Origin of the sequence: Nocardia sp. 852002-20019_SCH5090214, assembly GCF_001665865.1 — a bacterium.
GTDB lineage: Bacteria > Actinomycetota > Actinomycetes > Mycobacteriales > Mycobacteriaceae > Nocardia > Nocardia nova.
The window spans coordinates 108,615-127,243 of sequence record NZ_LZMK01000393.1 but is presented as its reverse complement, the minus strand read 5'-3'; the positions used below and the strand labels follow the sequence as shown (position 1 = coordinate 127,243).

The 18,629-nt window shown below is 68.7% G+C and carries 16 protein-coding genes; 4 read left to right on the top strand and 12 right to left on the bottom strand.

The window, feature by feature from the left end; genetic code table 11:
* The first annotated feature begins 19 nt into the window (after window positions 1-19).
* Window positions 20-748, top strand: a complete 729-nt coding sequence (locus tag A5780_RS32610) for an ABC transporter ATP-binding protein (protein ID WP_063015705.1) — start codon at window positions 20-22, stop codon at window positions 746-748.
* Window positions 749-826: 78 nt separating this feature from the next.
* Here A5780_RS32610 and A5780_RS32605 read toward each other — a convergent pair whose 3' ends face one another.
* Genes A5780_RS32605 through A5780_RS32580 form a run of 6 tightly spaced genes read right to left on the bottom strand, consistent with a single transcriptional unit; the run spans window position 827 to window position 8,899 of the window.
* On the bottom strand, window positions 827-2,773 hold the full coding sequence (locus A5780_RS32605) for an acetoacetate--CoA ligase (RefSeq protein ID WP_064910978.1): 1,947 nt from the start codon (window positions 2,771-2,773) through the stop codon (window positions 827-829).
* Between the two features lie 13 nt (window positions 2,774-2,786).
* On the bottom strand, window positions 2,787-3,599 hold the full coding sequence (locus A5780_RS32600) for a CoA ester lyase (protein WP_030517150.1): 813 nt from the start codon (window positions 3,597-3,599) through the stop codon (window positions 2,787-2,789).
* A gap of 8 nt (window positions 3,600-3,607) precedes the next feature.
* Window positions 3,608-4,093, bottom strand: a complete 486-nt coding sequence (locus A5780_RS32595; RefSeq protein ID WP_063031832.1) for a MaoC family dehydratase — start codon at window positions 4,091-4,093, stop codon at window positions 3,608-3,610.
* 8 nt (window positions 4,094-4,101) lie between these two features.
* Window positions 4,102-5,262, bottom strand: a complete 1,161-nt coding sequence (locus A5780_RS32590; protein WP_036505721.1) for an acyl-CoA dehydrogenase family protein — start codon at window positions 5,260-5,262, stop codon at window positions 4,102-4,104.
* On the bottom strand, window positions 5,259-7,316 hold the full coding sequence (locus A5780_RS32585) for an acetyl/propionyl/methylcrotonyl-CoA carboxylase subunit alpha (protein ID WP_064911030.1): 2,058 nt from the start codon (window positions 7,314-7,316) through the stop codon (window positions 5,259-5,261). The genes A5780_RS32590 and A5780_RS32585 overlap by 4 nt, the downstream gene beginning before the upstream one ends.
* 5 nt (window positions 7,317-7,321) lie before the next feature.
* Entirely contained in the window at window positions 7,322-8,899 is a 1,578-nt protein-coding gene (locus tag A5780_RS32580; protein ID WP_064903708.1) for a carboxyl transferase domain-containing protein, read from the bottom strand.
* A 127-nt stretch (window positions 8,900-9,026) separates the two neighbouring features.
* Between A5780_RS32580 and A5780_RS32575 the strand changes: the two genes are divergently transcribed.
* Complete coding sequence (locus tag A5780_RS32575) at window positions 9,027-9,620, top strand: TetR/AcrR family transcriptional regulator (RefSeq protein WP_030517145.1); 594 nt, start codon at window positions 9,027-9,029, stop codon at window positions 9,618-9,620.
* Between the two features lie 25 nt (window positions 9,621-9,645).
* On the opposite strand, the gene A5780_RS32570 is transcribed toward A5780_RS32575, so the two are convergent.
* Complete coding sequence (locus A5780_RS32570) at window positions 9,646-10,089, bottom strand: SRPBCC family protein (protein ID WP_063015717.1); 444 nt, start codon at window positions 10,087-10,089, stop codon at window positions 9,646-9,648.
* A gap of 442 nt (window positions 10,090-10,531) precedes the next feature.
* On the opposite strand from A5780_RS32570, the gene A5780_RS32565 reads away from it, so the two are divergent.
* Window positions 10,532-11,785, top strand: coding sequence for a helix-turn-helix domain-containing protein (locus tag A5780_RS32565; RefSeq protein WP_063015718.1), 1,254 nt, complete (start codon window positions 10,532-10,534; stop codon window positions 11,783-11,785).
* A gap of 4 nt (window positions 11,786-11,789) precedes the next feature.
* On the opposite strand, the gene A5780_RS32560 is transcribed toward A5780_RS32565, so the two are convergent.
* Genes A5780_RS32560 through A5780_RS32550 form a run of 3 tightly spaced genes read right to left on the bottom strand, consistent with a single transcriptional unit; the run spans window position 11,790 to window position 13,696 of the window.
* Entirely contained in the window at window positions 11,790-12,449 is a 660-nt protein-coding gene (locus tag A5780_RS32560) for a hypothetical protein (RefSeq protein ID WP_030517142.1), read from the bottom strand.
* A 47-nt stretch (window positions 12,450-12,496) separates the two neighbouring features.
* On the bottom strand, window positions 12,497-13,207 hold the full coding sequence (locus A5780_RS32555) for an NUDIX domain-containing protein (protein WP_036505725.1): 711 nt from the start codon (window positions 13,205-13,207) through the stop codon (window positions 12,497-12,499).
* Window positions 13,208-13,258: 51 nt separating this feature from the next.
* Window positions 13,259-13,696 (bottom strand): hypothetical protein, encoded by a 438-nt coding sequence (locus A5780_RS32550; protein WP_063015709.1) that lies wholly within the window; start codon window positions 13,694-13,696, stop codon window positions 13,259-13,261.
* A 525-nt stretch (window positions 13,697-14,221) separates the two neighbouring features.
* Here A5780_RS32550 and A5780_RS32545 point away from each other — a divergent pair.
* Window positions 14,222-17,521, top strand: coding sequence for a BTAD domain-containing putative transcriptional regulator (locus tag A5780_RS32545; protein ID WP_197521931.1), 3,300 nt, complete (start codon window positions 14,222-14,224; stop codon window positions 17,519-17,521).
* 1 nt (window position 17,522) lies between these two features.
* On the opposite strand, the gene A5780_RS32540 is transcribed toward A5780_RS32545, so the two are convergent.
* The gene (locus A5780_RS32540; RefSeq protein WP_064906737.1) at window positions 17,523-17,927 is read right to left on the bottom strand and encodes a helix-turn-helix transcriptional regulator; all 405 of its coding nucleotides are present in this window, start codon (window positions 17,925-17,927) and stop codon (window positions 17,523-17,525) included.
* A complete protein-coding gene (locus A5780_RS32535) occupies window positions 17,924-18,583 on the bottom strand; it encodes an SRPBCC family protein (RefSeq protein ID WP_064910976.1) in 660 nt (219 codons plus the stop codon). Before A5780_RS32535 ends, A5780_RS32540 begins: the two co-directional genes overlap by 4 nt.
* Between the last annotated feature and the right edge of the window lie 46 nt (window positions 18,584-18,629).

The window sequence follows — 18,629 nt, the reverse complement described above, 5'->3', positions numbered from 1 at the left end:
TACCGCACAGGAGCTTTCGATGACCACCACCCTGACCGTCTCCGATCTCACCCTCACCTTCCCCGACGGCGCCGGCCGCATCACCGCCCTCGACAAGGTGTCATTGACCGTGCGCGGCGGCGAGATCGCCGCCATCACCGGCCCGTCGGGATCGGGCAAATCAAGTCTGCTGGCCACGGTGTCGACATTGGTACGCCCGGATTCGGGCCGGATCCTGCTCGATACCGACGACGGCAGCGTCGACCTCGCCCGAGCGTCCCGGCGCGAGGCCACCACCCTGCGCCGCGAACGCATCGGGATCGTCTTCCAGCAGCCCAACCTCATCCCCGCCCTCACCGCGGTCGAACAACTCGAGGTGATGCAGCACCTGGGTGGCCACACCGTCGTCTCACCGCGCCTGCGACGCCGAACCAGGGACAAGGCGATGGATCTGCTCGACGCGGTGGGGCTGCGCGGCCACGAGAAGAAGCGCCCGGCCCAGCTGTCCGGCGGTCAACGGCAGCGCGTCGACATCGCCCGCGCGCTCATGCACGACCCCGCCCTGCTGGTCGTCGACGAGCCCACCAGCGCCCTCGACCAGGAACGCGGGGCCGCCGTCATCGACCTGATTCTCGGGGTCGTTCACACCCACGCCGCCGCCACTTTGCTGGTGACCCACGACCGCACCCACCTGCACCGCATGAACGCGGTCTACCGCATGGTCGACGGCCGGTTGTCGATGGAGGAGGCCGGAGAGCTCGCCGCCTGATCACCCGCGGCCCGGATGCGGTGCGCCGCGCGTACTCGGCGGCCACCGAGCGGCAGCGCACCGCTTCCGCGGCTCGATCTACGTCGCCCGTTTCCGGGCCGGCACCTCGGCGTACCAGGTGAGCAGATCCGCATTGTCGACCGCGCTGCGTTCGACCACCCGATCCGGGTCCGCACCCTGGAACAGTTTCTTGATCGGCACCTCGAGCTTCTTGCCGGTGCGGGTGTGCGGAATGCCCGGGGCGGCGATGATTTCGTCGGGGACGTGGCGCGGCGAGACCTCGGTGCGGATCGTCGCGTTGATGCGTTGTTTCAGCTCGTCGGTCAGTTCGGCGCCCGGGGCGAGGGTGACGAACAGCGGCATCCAATAGCCCCCATCGGGCTGTTCGGCGCCGATCACCAGGGCCTCGGCGATCTCCGGAAGTTGTTCCACCGCTTGGTAGATATCGGCCGAGCCCATCCGGATGCCGTGCCGGTTCAGCGTCGAATCGGAGCGGCCGTGCACGACGATGCTGCCGTGATCGGTGACGGTGATCCAGTCGCCGTGCCGCCAGACGCCGGGGAACATCTCGAAATACGCTGCGCGATAGCGTGTTCCGTCGGGATCGTTCCAGAACGACACCGGCATGGAGGGCATCGGGGCGGTGATCACCAACTCCCCGACCTCGCCGCGCACCGGCCGGCCCGATTCGTCCCAGGCATCCACCGCGGCGCCGAGGAACGGCACCGACAGCTCGCCCGGCCACACCGGCACCGTGCGCACGCCGCCGATGAACGCGGACACCACATCGGTGCCGCCGCTGATCGAGTTCACCTGGACCCGCTCACCGACGTTGTCGCGCAACCACAGTGCCGACGACGGCGGCAGGGACGACCCGGTGATGCCGATCGTGCGCAGCGCCGAGAGATCATGGTCGCGCCGCGGCACCACACCGGCCTTGATGCAGGCGAGCACGTAGCCGGGGCTGGTGCCGAGCACGGTGGTGCCCGTGCGCGCGGCCAGGTCGAACAGCGAATCGGCGTGCGGATAGGTCGGACTGCCGTCGTAACAGACGATCGTCGCACCCACCAGCAGGCCGGCGACCTGGAAATTCCACATCATCCAGCTGGGGCTGGTGTACCAGAAGAAGACGTCGCCGCGGCCGATATCCGATTGCAGCGCAGCGGCTTTCAGATGTTCGAGCAGGACGCCGCCGTGCCCGTGCACGATCCCCTTCGGCAGCCCCGTGGTGCCGGAAGAGAACAGGATCCACAGTGGATGCGCGAAACCGACGGGCTCCGTGGACAATTCGGCGCCCTCCGGAGGGGCGACCGCATTCCAGTCCAGGGCGTCGGGCACCGCACCGCCGAGGCGCGGCACCACGACGGTGGCGCGAACGGTCGGCAGCCCCGCCCGCAGGGCGGCGATATCGTCGCGTTTGTCGTGCGTTTTCCCGCCGAAGTGGTAACCGTCGGCGGTGACCAGCACGGCCGGCTCCAACTGCCCCAGCCGGTCGAGCGCCGCCTTGGCCGAATAGTCCTGCCCGCAGGCACTCCACACCGCGCCGATACTGGCCGCGCCGAGGAAGGCGATCACGGCCTCGGGGATGTTGGGCAGATAGCCGACGACTCGATCGCCGAGTCCCACCCCGAGCTCGCGGAGCGTCGCCGCGAAGGAGGCGGTGCGCCCCAGCAGTTCCGCCCAGGAGATCTCGGTCAGGCCGCCCTGTTCGCCGGCGTAGACGATGGCGGGCCGGTCGGTGCGGACATGGCGGGCGATCTGATCGACGTAGTTCAGCAGCTGCCCCGGAAACCATTGCGCGCCGGGCATTTCGGTACTCGCCAGCACGGTGGCCGGCGCGCCGCCGAGTTCGAAGTACTCCCACAGCGCGCCCCAGAACCCGGGCAGATCGGTGATCGACCATTCCCACAGCGAGTGATAGTCGTCGAATTCTCGTCCGGTCCGGGCCTCGACGAATCGGGCGAAATCGGCGACCCGCGCCGTTTCCAGGTCCCCGGCGTCGGGCTCCCACTGTGGTTGCGTCATGACTCTCCTAGGTCTACCGGGCCCCGGCACGCTGCAGAATGCGCTCGGCGTGCCGGATCACCGGGCCGTCCACCATGCGTCCCTCGAAACTGAACACACCGCGATTGTTGGGCACCTCCGCCAGCACCCGGCGGGCCCAGTCCACTTCCTCGTCCGCCGGCGCGTAGGCGGCCCGGATCACCGCGAGCTGCTTGGGATGGATGGCGACCTTGACGTCGTAGCCGACCGCCACCGCCTCGTCGGATTCCGCGCGCAACCCGTCGAGGTCGGCGATATCGAGATACACCGAGTCCAGCGCGATCTTGCCGTACGCCTTCGCCGCCAGCAACGCGGTCGAGCGCAGCTGCCGTGCCACATCGCGATAACCGCCGTCGGCGCGGCGGCTGGAATTGCCGCCGAGTCCGGCGACCAGATCCTCCGCCCCGGCCATCGAGGCGATCGCATTCGGCGCGGCCATGACCTCTTCGGTGCGCAGCGCGCCCAGCGGCGATTCGAACAGCGCGAGCACCTCGTAGTCCGACAACAGTGAGAGCTGTTGTGCCGATTCGCATTTCGGCAACATGATGCGACGGTAGGAGGTCGAGGCCAGCGCGGTCAGGTCCGCGTCGAAATCGTGCGTACCGGCCGCGTTGACCCGGACCACCGTTCGCTCCGGATCGAGCGGCGTGGCCATCAGCACCTCGCGCGCGGCCTCCTTGTCCCCGGCCGCGACGCCGTCCTCCAGATCGATGATCACGACGTCGGCCGCGGCGGCGGCCTTCTCGTAGCGTTCGCCCCGGTCGGCGGGGCAGAACAGCCAGGCCGGGCCCGGGAGTTCCCAGTTCATCCGCTCTCCTACTCGCCGTCTGGGCGCATCCGCATCAGGGTTTTGCGGACCGCGGTGGCCACCACGTCGCCGTGCTGGTTGCGCCCGGTGTGCGCGAAGGTCGCGATCCCTTCGCCCGGACGGCTTTTCGACTCGCGCTTGGCGGTCACCAGGGTTTCGGCGTACAGGGTGTCGCCGTGGAACATCGGCTTCGGGAAGGCGACCTCCGAGAAGCCCAGATTGCCCACGATGGTGCCCTGAGTCAGCTGCGCCACCGACAGGCCGACCAGCGTCGACAGCGTGAGCATCGAATTGACGAGTCGCTGATTGAACGGGGGCAGACCGTCGGCGAAGGCCGCGTCCAGATGCAGCGCCTGGGTATTCATCGTCTGCGTGGTGAACGCGACGTTGTCCGCCTCGGTGATGGTGCGCCCGGGCCGATGTTCGTACAGCACACCGATTTCCAGCTCCTCGAACCACAGCCCACGCTGCACCACCCGGCGCACCGGCTCCATCGGCTCGCTCACAGTCCCAGCTCCCGTCCGATCAGCATCAACTGCACCTCGGTCGTGCCCTCGCCGATTTCCAGAATCTTGGAATCGCGATAGTGCCGGGCCACAGCATATTCGTTCATGAAGCCGTAGCCGCCGAAAATCTGGGTGGCATCGCGAGCGTTGTCCATCGCGGCCTCGCTGGCGACCAGCTTCGCGATCGCGGCCTGCTTCTTGAACGGCTTGCCCGCCAGCATCAAGGCCGCCGCGTCGTAGTAGGCGGTGCGCGCGGCGTGCGCCCGCGCCTCCATCCGGGCGATCTTGAACGCCACCGCCTGGTTGCGGCCGATGGTGCGGCCGAACGCCTCCCGCTCACCGGCGTAGCGCACGCTCTCGTCGACACAGCCCTGTGCCGCGCCGACCGACAGCGCCGCGATCGCGATCCGGCCCTCGTCCAGAATCCGCAGGAAGTTGGCGTAGCCGCGGCCGAGTTCACCGAGCAGATTCGACTGCGGCACCCGGACGTCGGTGAAGCTCAGCGGATGGGTGTCCGAGGCGTGCCAGCCGACCTTGTTGTACGCCGGTTCGGCGACGAAGCCGGGGGTGTCGGTCGGCACCAGGATGGTGGAGATCTCCTTCTTGCCCTCCGACTCACCGGTCACCGCGGTCACGGTCACCAGCCGGGTGATATCGGTGCCCGAATTGGTGATGAACTGCTTGCTGCCGTTGATGATCCAGTCGTCGCCGTCGCGGACGGCGGTGGTCCGGGTGCCGCCGGCATCGCTGCCCGCACCGGGTTCGGTGAGACCGAAACCCGCGAGGGCGCGCCCGGAGGTCAACTGCGGCAACCACTCCTGCTTCTGCGCCTCGTTGCCGAACCGGTAGATCGGCATGGCGCCCAGCGACACCCCGGCCTCGAGCGTGATCGCCACGCTCTGGTCGATCTTGCCGAGTTCCTCGAGCGCCAGGCACAGCGCGAAGTAGTCGCCGCCCATACCGCCGTACTCCTCCGGGAACGGCAGGCCGAACAGACCCATATCCGCCATGCCGGATACGACCTCGTACGGGAAGGTATGGGCCGCATCGTGTTTCGCCGCCACCGGCGCGACGACCTGATTCGCGAAATCGCGAACGGTCAGCGCCAGATCTCGGTACTCCTCCGGCAGCGTGCCGGTGGACAGGAAATCGCTCATGCCTGTGCCTCTTTCTGCTCGGTGTCCGCCTGCTCGCTGTCCGATTCCTCGGTGTCCACGACGGGCTCGGCGGCGATCCGCGCCAGGACCTGTTCGACCTGCACCTGGTCGCCGGCGGCGACCAGCAGCTCCACCATTCCGGCGACCGGCGCGGTCAGGGTGTGTTCCATCTTCATCGCCTCGACCACCACCACCGGGGTGCCGGCGGCCACCTCGGCGCCCGGGGCCACGTGCACCGCGATCACCGAACCCGGCATGGGGCTGAGTATTTCGGCATCGGTGAGCTGTTCGTCGCCACCGCGCAGACTCGGTTCGGCCACCTCGCGCACCGCCGCGACGCCGTCGGCGCCGGCCACCCAGATCGGGCCGCCGTGTTCGGCGACCCGGTAACGCAGCCGGATACCGTCGAGGTCGATCGTCAGCACCGCGTCGTCGCGCGCGGCGGTCAGCGAGCGCGGCTGCCCGGCGTCGACCGCCACCCACGCGTCGGCCGGGGTGCCCGTGATCGCCACGTGCACGACACGGTCGCCGCCTTCGAGCCGCAACACCGTGGGCGCGGCGGTGCCGATGCGCCAGCCGTTCGGGATGTCCCACGGGCCGCGCGGGGCATCCGGCCACCCCCGCAGCCACCGAGCCACCGCCGCCGCGACGAACTGGTCGTCCGTGGCCGGTGCGGGGCGGAAGTCCCCGGCGCGCCGGTCCAGCAGTCCGGTGTCGAGATCACCGCGCAGCACATCGGGGTCGGCCAGCAGGAAGCGCAGGAAGTCGGTGTTGGTCCGCACGCCGAGCACCTGGGTGTCGGCCAGTGCCTGATCGAGCCGGGCGATCGCGGTCGCGCGATCGGGGCCGTGCGCGATCACCTTCGACAGCATCGGGTCGTAGTCGCTGCCGATCACACTGCCGGTGCGCAGCCCGGAATCGACCCGCACGCCCGGACCCTGCGGCTCGGCCAGCGCCAGCACGGTTCCGCCGGTGGGCAGGAAGTCGCGGCCGGGATCCTCGGCGTAGACGCGGGCCTCGACGGCATGACCGGTGAGCTGGATATCGTCCTGTTCGGCGACGATCTTCTGCCCGGCCGCCACGCGGACCTGGCATTCCACCAGATCGACCCCGGTCACCAGTTCGGTCACCGGATGTTCGACCTGCAGCCGGGTGTTCATCTCCATGAAGAAGAACTCGTCCGGCCGGTCGGCGGAGACGATGAATTCGACGGTGCCCGCGCCCACGTAGTCGACGCTGCGCGCGGTGTTGCAGGCGGCGGCGCCGATCCGGGCCCGCGCCTGCGGGTCCAGCAACGGCGAGGGCGCCTCCTCGATGACCTTCTGATGCCGGCGCTGCAGGCTGCATTCCCGCTCACCCAGATGCAGCACGTTGCCGAATTGGTCGGCGAGGATCTGCACCTCGATATGCCGCGGTCTGGCGACGAATCGCTCCAGGAACAACGTGTCGTCACCGAACGCCGCGGCGGCCTCCCGGCGCGCGCTCACCAGCGCCGCGGGCAGATCGGCGGGATCGTCGACCCGGCGCATCCCCTTGCCGCCACCGCCCGCCGACGGCTTGACCAGCACCGGATAGCCGATTTCGGTTGCGGCCGAGATCAATTCGTCGTCGGTGAGGCCGGGCCGGGCGATACCGGGCACGACCGGCACCCCGAAGTCGGCGACCGCGGTCTTGGCCGCGATCTTGTCACCCATGATCTCGATCGCCCGCACGGGCGGACCGAGGAAGACGATGCCGGCCTTCTCCAGTGCGGCGGCGAACGCCGAATTCTCCGACAGGAAGCCGTAACCCGGATGGACGGCCTGCGCACCGGAGCGCACGGCCGCGTCGACCACCCGATCGATATCGAGATAGCTCTGCCGCGCCGGGGCCGGACCCAGCCGCACCGCGACATCGGCCTCGGCCACGTGCCGGGCGGCGACATCGGCGTCGCTGTAGACCGCCACCGAGCGAATACCCATGGCGCGCAACGTGCGGATCACGCGCACGGCGATCTCGCCGCGGTTGGCGACCAGCACGGTGTCGAAGGGCACCGGGTGAGATTTGTTCAGCATGGTGATCACATCCGGAATACGCCGTAGGAGACAGGTTCGAGAGGCGCCTGCGCACAGACCGACAGCGCCAGGCCGAGCACGGTTCTGGTATCGGCGGGATCGATGACCCCGTCGTCCCACAGCCGGGCGGTGGAGTAGTACGGATTGCCCTGGTGCTCGTACTGTTCCCGGATCGGCGCCTTGAACTGCTCCTCCTGTTCGGCGCTCCAGGAATCACCGAGCTGATCGCCGCGAACGGTGGCCAGCACCGAGGCGGCCTGCTCACCGCCCATCACCGAGATGCGGGCGTTCGGCCACATCCACAGGAAGCGCGGCGAATACGCCCGCCCGCACATCGAATAGTTGCCGGCGCCGTACGAACCGCCGATCACGACCGTCAGCTTCGGCACCCGCGCGCACGCGACCGCGGTCACCATCTTCGCGCCGTGCTTGGCGATACCGCTCGCCTCGTAGTCGCGCCCGACCATGAAGCCGGTGATGTTCTGCAGGAACACCAGCGGAATGACCCGCTTGTCGCACAATTCGATGAAATGCGCGCCCTTCTGGGCGGATTCACCGAACAGCACACCGTTGTTGGCGACGATGCCGACCGGATGGCCGTGGATGCGCGCGAAGCCGGTGACCAGGGTGCGGCCGTACTCGGCCTTGAATTCCTGGAATTCACCGCCGTCGACGATCCGCTCGATCACCTCGTGCACGTCGTAGGGCGTGCGCAGGTCCACCGGAACCACGTCGTAGAGCTCCGACTGCGGGGCGATCGCGCCGACCGGCGCGGTGATCTCCCACGGACTCGGCGACTTCGGCGCGAAGGTGCCGACGATGCGGCGCACGATGCGCAGCGCGTCCTCGTCGCTGTCGGCCAGATGGTCGGTGACACCCGAGGTGCGCGAATGCAATTCGCCGCCGCCGAGTTCCTCCGCGGTGACCACCTCGCCGGTGGCCGCCTTCACCAGCGGCGGCCCACCGAGGAAGATCGTGCCCTGATTGCGCACGATCACCGCCTCGTCGCTCATCGCGGGGACATAGGCGCCGCCCGCGGTGCAGGACCCGAGGACCGCGGCGATCTGCGGGATTCCCTTGGCGCTCATGGTCGCCTGGTTGTAGAAGATCCGGCCGAAATGTTCGCGGTCGGGGAAGACCTCGTCCTGATGCGGCAGATGCGCGCCGCCGGAGTCCACGAGGTAGATGCACGGCAGATGGTTCTGCAGCGCCACCTCCTGGGCGCGCAGATGTTTCTTGACCGTCATCGGGTAATAGGTGCCGCCCTTGACCGTCGCGTCGTTGGCGACGATCACGCATTCCCGGCCGGACACTCGTCCGATACCGCCGATCACCCCCGCGCCCGGGCAGTCGTCGCCGTACATGCCGTCGGCCGCCAGCGGCGACAGTTCCAGGAACGGACTGCCGGGATCCAGCAGCCGGTCCACCCGCTGGCGCGGCAGCAGTTTGCCGCGCGCCAGATGCCGCTCGCGGGCCCGCTCGGGTCCGCCGAGCGCACTCGCCGCCAGCTTCGCGCGCAGCTCGTCGAGCAGCGCCAGATGTGCGGCACGATTGCCGGCCTGCACGTCCTGCGTCAGGGTCATCACGCCATCCTGCCCATTCGGTTAGTGGCCAATAACTGGAAACTAAGATAATCTTCGTTAACTGAAATGTCCAGGCGTGCCGGAAACCGGACCCGCCGAACGCCGCCGACCTGCGGAGAGGAGCCCGATGAGCAGCAGTGAGGCCATCGCTCCCACGCGCCGGGAGCAGCTCAAGGCGCAGCGGCGGCAACAATTACTGGAGGCCGGGGCGCGGCTCATCGCCGACCGCGGCTTCCCCGGGGTGCGGCTCGACGACCTCGGCGCGGCGGCCGGTATCAGCGGGCCGGCGGTCTACCGGCACTTCCCCAACAAGGAAGCCGTCCTGGTCGAATTGCTGGTCGGAATCAGCACCCGGCTGTTCGAGGGCGGCAAGGCCGTCGCCGAACAGGCCGAATCCCCGCGCACGGCACTGGCCGGATTGATCGAGTTCCATCTCGACTTCGCCCTCGGCGAGCCCGAACTCATCCGTATTCAGGATCGGGACCTGGAAAGCCTGCCCGAATCCGCGCGGCGGCAGGTGCGCCGCCTGCAGCGGCAGTACGTGGAGATCTGGGTCGGGGTGCTACGCGGCCTGCACCCGGAACTGGACGAGACCGCCGCGCGGGTCAAGGCGCACGCCACCTTCGGCCTGATCAACTCCACACCGCACAGCGCCTCCCCCACGCTGGCCGGACGGGCCCGGCCCATTCTGCGCGAGATGGCCTGGGCCGCGCTGAGCTGAGAGCCGAGGCCCGAGCCGGCGCGGCCTACTCGCGACGGAGTTCGGCCTCGGCGGTCGAGAGGACCGCGCTGACGCCCAGATAGACGGCGGGGATCAGCGCGAGGGTCCAGGCGGCGGCGAAAAGTGGTGTGGCGACCTCGAATTGGGAGTGCCAGCGCACCCGGGTGCCCGACGGATGGTCGTCGAAGGTCACGGTTCCGTCCTGACGTCGCAGCGGCGGAAGCGATTTCAATATGCGATAACGAAACAGTCGCGGCGGGTCGTAGTCGACGACCTCTTCCGTCAAGCGCAGCAGCGGCGTCACCAGCAGCCGCACCGCCCCCACCCCGTGTTCGGAGACATTGCCCGGACGGACCGGAGTGACCCGCCGGATCGCCGGAACGCGCTGGTAGTTGGTGGCGTCGGTGATCCAGTCGAAGACGTCGGCGCGGGGTGCCCGGATGATCCGTTCCAGGTCCAGCGTGCGCATCGAGAGTCCCTTCGCTACCGCGGTGTCGTATGAATTCCCGACCGGCGGGGATGCCGGATCGGTGCCGAGTGCCAGCGCAGCGTACGGCGGGGCGGGCACCCGCTGCCAGTGACGAGAGTCGAAACGATGCTATTTCGATACGAGCAAGCGATCTGGTCATTCGCCCAAGCTGAGTGGTATCCGAGAAAAGATGAATCCGGTCGGTATTTGCTTGCGACAGAATGCTTTTCATTCGCGCCGGGACACCCCGGTGGCCCGGGCGCCGGCGGCGATAGGACACAATTGTCGAGACCCGGTCCGAGCTCGGCCTTCGCCACCGCGGCGATCCCCCGCAGGTCTCCCGGAACCGGCGGTAACACCGGACAGCCGGAAATCGTCCGGTGACTACCATGGCATTCATGAGTGCCGAGGAGTGCCGCCGCACCACAGACAGGCCGGAACCGTGAGCGTAGAGCGCGGCACCGCGAGCCCCGCAGAACAGCCGGCAACAAAGCCACAGGAGCGGGTGATTCGCCGTCGCCCGAAGAATCGGCGTGCCCAGATCGCCGCGACCTCGGCGGCGGCGTTCGGCTCACTGGGCTATCACGGGGTCAGCATGGAGGACATCGCCTCCCGCCTCGGCATTTCCTCGGCGGCCCTGTACCGGCACTATCCGAGCAAGTACGCCCTGTTCCGGGAGGAACTGCTGCGTCTCGGCGCGCTGACGGTGGAATCGACCACGGTGGATCCGGAGGCCGCGGACCTTCCGGTGCGGCAGCGGCTGGCCGGCGTGCTCGACGCCATGATCGCCGCGACCATCGCCAACCGCCCGACCGTGACGTTGGCGCGGTGGGAGGGCCGCTATCTCGACGACACCGATCGCGCGACGCTGGACGAGCAGTTCACCACCTCGATCCGCGCCCTCGCCGACCTGCTCGGTGAATTGCGCCCGGAACTGCCCCGGCGCGACCGGCTGGTGCGCGCGGTGGCGCTGCTCAGCATCGTCAGCAGCATCGGCGACCACCACGCCACGCTTCCGGTGAAATCGCTTACCGCGGTGCTCAATTCGGCCGCATGGGCGATCATCGGCGCCGAACTACCGGACGCCGCGCCGGCGGTGGCCACATCGCGGTCGGTGGAGATACCGCAGTCGTTCAAACACGAACTGCTGCTGAAGAAATCGGTGGAGCTGTTCCACCAGCGCGGCTATCCCAATGTGAGCGTGGAGGACATCGCGACGGCCGCGGATCTGTCCGCGGCCTCGGCCGTCTACCGGTATTACCGCAGCAAGAGCGATCTGCTCGCGGCCGCGTTCCGGCGGGCGGCGGATCGGGTGTCGGGCGCGATCGGCCCGGCCACCGCCTCGTCGAAATCTCCCGCCGAGGCCCTGTCGAAGCTGATCGACCTGTATGTCACCGGGTCGTTCGAAGAACGCGAATTGACCTTCGTCTATTACGCCGAGTTCAGCCACGTTCCGCCCGAGGAACGCACGGTGCTGCGCAATATTCAGCGGTTGATCGTGGCCGAATGGGTGAAACTGCTGGTCGCGGTGCGGCCGGAGCTGTCCGAGGCGCAGGCGCGCATTCTGGTGCAGGCCGGATTCGGGCTCGTGGTGGATCTGGGTCGGGTCTTCGGCGACGACGAGAACCTCTGCCCGCCCGAGCGCGTCATGGCCCTGATGGAGGTCGTGCTGTTCGGGTCGCCGCGCCGGGAGTGACCCGTCAGCCGGTCACGCGCGGCCACGGGTAGAGCGCGAGGTGGATGAGCAGGATCGCCAGCAGTCCGAGCAGCAGCGCGGCGACGAACCCCGCGCGATGCTCGAGGTAGCCGATCGTGCGAAACAGGGTGGGAAACGGCACTTCCCGCGCGAAGAACATCGACAACACGCTCGGCAGGATCACCCACATCACCGCGATGGTTCCGTAGAGCACATAGGCGCCGGTGAAGGTCCCCGGATCGACCGCGCGGGCTCCCCCGGCGAAGGCGACCGCGGCGGCCAGCGCCGCGCAGGCCAGCACCAGATAGCCACCCATCCCCTCGGTGCGCACGGCATCGGGGTCGGGCGTGAGCCGGCCGTTGGCCGTGGTCTGCCGGCCCGCGACCGTGGCCGGTTGCTGGGGCGGCATCGCCAGCTGCGGTAGCGAGTAGTAGGCCAGCACCACGATCACGAAGACGACCACGAGCCGCACCCACGAATGCCCGTCCTCGAGGTGGCCGATCGTCGCCGAAATCGTTGGCCAGTCGGCCAGATCGAAAACCGCGGCCAACTCCGGGACCGCGATGACGATGCCCGCGAGCCCCCACATCAAATATCCCCAGAACTCCGCCGAGCGCCCGGCGACCGTCGGCGCGCTCGGGGTTGCGGTAGTGACCTCCGTCATACTCCTGGTGTACCACCGCGCGGGCACGCGGGGGCAACGACGGGGAATCAGCTGGGCCGCAACATCGGCGGGTGCAGAACCTGCGCGGGCCCGGCGCGATAGAGCTTGGCCGGACGACCGCCGTCGCGGGTAGTGGTGGCGCCGGTAGCCAGGACGAAACCCGGTGTGGTGGTGACCTTGCGGTGGAAATTGCGCGGATCGATATCGGTGCCCCACATCACCTCGTAGACCCGGCGCAGTTCGGCCACCGTGAATTCGCGGGCGCAGAAGGCGGTGGCCAGCGGTGTGTATTCCAGTTTGGCGCGGGCCCGCTCGACACCGTCGGTGAGAATGCGGCGATGGTCGAAGGCGATGCGGCCGCGCTCGGCGAGCAGTTGCTCCACCGACCAGATGCCGGCCGCCGTGGCCTGCGAACCCGCTTGCGGCGCGGGCAGATTCGGCGCCAGCGCCAGATACGCGGTACTGATGACCCGGCCGCGCGGATCACGGCCGGGTTCACCGTAGGTCGCCAGCTGCTCCAGATGCATGCGGTCGCCGCGAATTCCGGTCTCCTCGCGTAGCTCCCGTACCGCGGCCGCGGAGAGGCTTTCCTCGGGACGGACGAACCCTCCCGGCAGCGCCCATCTTCCGCGATAGGGTGCGTAGAGGCGCTGGACCAGCAGCGCGCACAGCGTGTCGTTGGCAGTGTGGCGGGCGCCCAGGGTCAGAACCACCAAATCGACCGCGACCGCTGCATTGAGGCGAAAACCACTGCCCATGACGGGCATTGTAATCGTCAGTCTGACGATAAAAACGCGGCGGTGAATTCCTCAGCTCGCGGCGACGAAAGTGAACGGGCCGAATTCCCCGACATGTCCGAGGATCCAGTCCCAATGTGAAACCGGGTCGACGACCACGCCGGCCTGCAGCAGTAACCGCCAGCCGAGTTCGTCGTGCTCCCAGACGTCACCGTCGGCGTCGACATAGAGCCCACGGGTGACCGGCTCCGGTTCCGTGACGGAATTCTCGCCCGTGTGCGCGAAGGCGCCCAGCGTCCCCTCGTCCGGGCGGTCCGCATGAATTCCGCCGCCGACCAGGGCGTGATCGGCCAGTTGCGCGACGGCGCGGGCCATGGCCACGAATTGGCCCGCCGGCACCGCGATCACCTCGTCGGTCCGCATGAACAGTTCTCCCGCCTGATCGTCGTCGTGAAAGAGGGCCACGATGTCCGGCACGGTGGGCCGGGGACGGATCCTGTTCTGACTCATGATTTCTCCTGCCCTGCGCCACCGAATTCCGTTACCGCGTTCTGTGACGTTCGAACCATTCGAAACCTCCCCATCCATCAGGTTTGTGAGCGTCAGCCTCGTCCATCCCACTTCTGGTTCACTTCCGGTCGAATCGGGCGGCAAGCAATTGACCGATATCGAGAGCAATTCCGAAGTTGCGATGAAATATACGAGCCGAGGATGGTCATCCGACCGCGAAACAGCGGTTCGCCGACAAAGTCACAATTGCATTACAAGCCGCTCACCTCGCCACTCAGTATCGAACCACGTGTGGCACAACCTGGAACAGCCGGAACGTGATGCACAACACACGGACGCCGGAAGTACCACACGGAATGGATATAACGATTTGGCAACCATGAAGCTAACGACAGACAGCGCCGAAAATTTAGAGTAGAGATTCTGATTTAAATCAGATGCCCAGCGTAATGGCCGTCCGTCGGCTGCTGAACGGGACGGGCCATGGGGAAGGTGTCCGGATGTCACGGTTGCAGGGGGCATGGCATGGCTGATCGGCGCATCCATGTCCTCGGGCCGATGCACATCGCACTCGACGGAACACCCATCCGCCTCGCGGGCCGGCTCACCCGAGCCCTCTTGGCGCGCTTGGTGATCGCGCAGGGCCGCGCCGTGTCGACCGATCGGCTGGTCGACGAGTTGTGGGACGGGGAACCCCCACCCAAGGCGACGTCGGTGCTGCAGGTGCACATCCACAACCTGCGGCGGGTGTTCGAACCCGAACGTCCCGCCCGCGCGCCGGCGACGGTGGTGGTGTCGGAGGGACTCGGCTACGCGCTGCGGTTGCGCGACACCGAAGTCGACGCCTGGCAGTTCGAATCGCTCCTGCACGAATATCTGCAGGTGAGCAGCGGCGCCCATGCCCCCGAGGCGGCCACCCGCACCCGCACGCTGGATATCGCGCTGGCCTGCTGGAACGGACGCGCGCTGGAGAGTTTCGCCGATTGCGGCTGGGCGGCGGCCGAGGCGGCGCGGCTGACCGATCTGTATCTGACCGCCGGTGAATTGCGCGCACAGGCCGCGCTGGAACTCGGCCGCACCACCGAGGTGATCAGCGGCCTGCGGCGCACCGTCGAGGACCGGCCCGACCGCGAGGAGAGCGTGCGGCTGCTCGCCCTCGCGCAATATCGGCTGGGACAGCAGACCGAAGCGCTGGCGACGCTGCGGCGCACGGCGGAATTCCTCACCCGGGAAATGGGACTGGATCCGGGGCGTCGCATCCAGGAATTGGAGACCGCGATCCTCAACCAGGCGGTTCCGGTGCTCGAGTCCACCCTGCCGACCGCGCCCATCGCGGTGCGCGCCGACCTCGTGCGCGACATCGAGCGGTCGCCCGAGCCGAATGAGCGGGCCGACAGCGCGACCGCACTCGGATACCCGGTGCAGCGCAAGGTCGTTCTGGAGGCGGCGTGCGAGGCGATCGAACACGGCGCCCGGGTGGTGTGGATCTGCGGCGGCGCGGGATTCGGCAAATCGGCGCTGGCCGAGGCGGTCGCCACCGAACTGCGCCGCCGCGACTGGGTGGTCGCGCCCGGACGCTGCCCGGAAGTGGACGGGGCGCCGCAAGCGTGGGTCTGGGCCGAGGTCGCCGCGAGGTTCGGCGCCGATCTGACCTCGCGGCCGGTTCTCGGTGGGGCGTTCGAGATCTCCCGGGTGATCGCCGACCGCTGCCGCAAGGCCGTCGCCGACGGCCCGGTCGCCCTGGTGCTCGAGGATCTGCACCGCGCCGACGAGGCCACCCTGCAGATCCTGCGCCAGGCCGTGGCCTGGCTGCACGACCAGCCGCTGCTGATCATCGCCACACTGCGCGAGGTGGAGGCGCCGCCGGCGGTGCGGGCCGCCGTGGCCGCTCTCGCCGATCCGACCGCCGCGCATATCGAGCTCACCGGTGTCGATCTGGACGGGACGTGTGCCATCGCACGGGCCGCCGGACTCTCCGGTCTGGATACCGATCTGCTCGCGCTGTTGCACGAACGCACCGGCGGTAACCCGCTGTTCCTGCGTGAGCTCACCGCCGCGATGGCCGTCGGTGGCGATGTCCACGATCTGCCGCCGAGTGTGCGAGGGGTGATCGAACTGCAACTGGCGCGGATGCCGGATGCGGTCCGCGAGGTGCTCGAGTACGCCGCCGTCTGCGGGGAGCGGGTGGAACCGGCGACGCTGGTGGCGCTGACCGAACGGACCGAGGACGAGATCATCGGACTCGTCGGCACCGCCGAACTGGCGCGGCTGGTGATCATCGATCCCGCGGGGCGAATCATGTTCGCGCACGCGCTGATCCGCGACACGGTCTACGCCGGGATTCCGCAGCTGCGACGGACGCGGATGCATCAGGGGGTGCTCACCCTGCTGGGCGGCTGCCGGCCCGACGACGTCCGTGCGGTCGAGGTGCTGGCCCATCACGCGGTGCGGGCGGCCACCGCGAGTACCGCCGATTCGGCGGTCGACTACATCACGACGGCGGCACGACACTGTGTCGAGCGCGGTATGCGCGCGGACGCGGCACCGCTGTGGCGCACGGTGATCGAATTGCGGCGGCTGGCCGGGCACGAGGATCCCGACGCCTCGCCTGCGGATCGGGTCGCCTGCGTGGACGCCTACTGCGAACTGGTCACCGCCTCCGCGTACGCGGGGCGCATCGCCGCGGCCCGCGACGCCCGGGAGCAGGCGCTGCGGCTGGCCACCGAATTGGGCGACGGGGAGTTGGTGGTGCGCGCGCTGACCAGTTGGCGCGCCCCGGTGGTGTGGGCGATGCGGGACTGGAGATGGTCGAATCCGCGGCTACGGCGGGCACTCGCCGTCGCCTCCGCCCGCGACCAGCCGGTGGCCACCCAGGTTCGTCTGCTCACCACCGCCGTCTTCGAATCGAGCCCGGCCGCGCACCGGCTCGCCCACACCCGTGCCCACGCGGCGCTCAAACTGGCCCGCAGTACCGGCGACGCCGAATTGCAGTGCCTGGCACTGAACGCGCTGACTCATCTGGTGCTCGACGGCCATTCGGGCGACGACCTGGGACACCGGGCCGCCGAGCTGGAGCGTCTCGCCACGTCGGCCGATCTGCCCCAATACCGCGCTCTCGCACACTATCTGCGCTTCCGCACCGCCTGCCAGAACGTCGACCTGGCCGAGGCGGGACGCCAAGCGGCCCTCGCCCTGGACTTCGCGGGCACGGCACAGGTGCGGCCGTTGGCGACCATCCTCGGATACTTCCGCGCGGCCACCGAGATCCTGCGCGGCGATATCGGCCGGGCGGCGCACTATTTCGACGAATGCAGCTCGGCGGGAAAGGATTCCGGATTTCCCGAGGGCGACGAGGCGGCCCTGATCGCGCTGCTGCCCCTCGGCTGGGCGCGCCGCGATCTGTCGCCCGCCGTGGACTGCCTCGCCGAAATCGAGGCCGCCCTCCCCGGCATGCTCACCCAGATCTACATCGTCGCGCTCCTCGACGCCGGCGAGCGTGCCGAAGCCGCCGCGCTCTTCCACCACGGCCCCGAGGTCGACGAGCACTTCTATCCGGTCATGATGCGGGCCCACCGCGCCCGCGCGGCGATCGCCCTCGGTTCCACCGCCGACTGCGCCGAACTCTATCGCCGGCTCCTGCCCGCCGCCGGGACCGTCGCCGGCCTCGAAACCGGTTTCACCCCATTGGATCCGGTGGACGAGATCCTCGCCGAACTGGCGACCGCGTGCGGCGACGGGGTCACCGCGGCCAAGCACCGGGCCGCCGCCACGCGGCTGCGCGAACGGATTCGCAGGCAGCTCGCCAAGAACAGCGGTCTGTTGTGAATCACCCTGCGGCGTAACCGCTTTCGTGCGCGTCCGGCGGGGCGACGGCGTCTCCCGCGCGCCGCTCCCGTTTTCCGCGGGCGATCTCGGTGGCGAGGGCGTCGAGGGGATTCGCCAGCCGATGCAGCGGGTCGAGCAAGGTGGTCAGCCAGGTTCTGGCGATCTCCACGCCGTCCGCGTCGAGGCGGTAGTACCGCCGGGTGCCCTCGGCGCGGACGGTGACCAATCCGGTGTCGCGCAATATCTTCAGGTGCTGCGACACCGCGGGCTGGGAGATCGTCGTGGTGGCGCGGACCGCCTCGACCAGCGCGCCGGCGGAGTGCTCGCCGGCGGCCAGCAGTTCGAGAATGTGACGGCGCACAGGGTCGCCCAGCGCATCGAAGATGCGGGCGGGTGGGACGGTCATCGAGCTTCCGGGGTGCCCTCTGGTTCGGTGGTGTAGAAGGCGAAGGTCTGTTCGGCGGCGGTCCGGGCCGCGGCAGGGTCGTCGCCGTCGGCGATCGCGGCCTCACCCCACGCAGTGGCGGCGGTGCGGATGAATGTACGGCCTTCCGCGGTGGTGTGCAGCGTGAGCGCCACGGTCTGATCCACCGGCTCACCGCTGTCCACATGCATCCCCAGGCCCAGCAGGGCGAGGTCCCAGCCCACCCCGACCGCACCGGGCCCGAACTGCGTCCACATGGCCGGATCGATCGGCGCCTCGTGCTCGAGCTTCAGTTCGGTACCGTCGTCGGCGGGGCCGAGGGTGACCTCCAGCCAGGAGATCTGCGGGCCCATCTCCCAGGTGACGGCGAAATGCTTCGGCGCGTCACAGCGTTCGACCACGCCGTTGGCGTTGCCCTCGAGCTGATAGCGGCCGCCGACCTCCAGCGAGCCGCTGATCGGCAGGAACCAGCGCGGAATGCGTTCGGCGTTGGTCAGCGCGTCCCACAGATCGGCCTGATCGGTGGGATAGCTGCGGCGGGCGACCGCGATCCTGGTGGTGGCGCCGTCGCGAGAGCCGGTGCGGACCTCGCGCGTGACCAGACCCGCGAGGGCGGCGGGATCGGAGAGCAAGGGCATGACATACCTCCTTCTATAAGTTCCAACTTATATTAGCAGGCGGGCC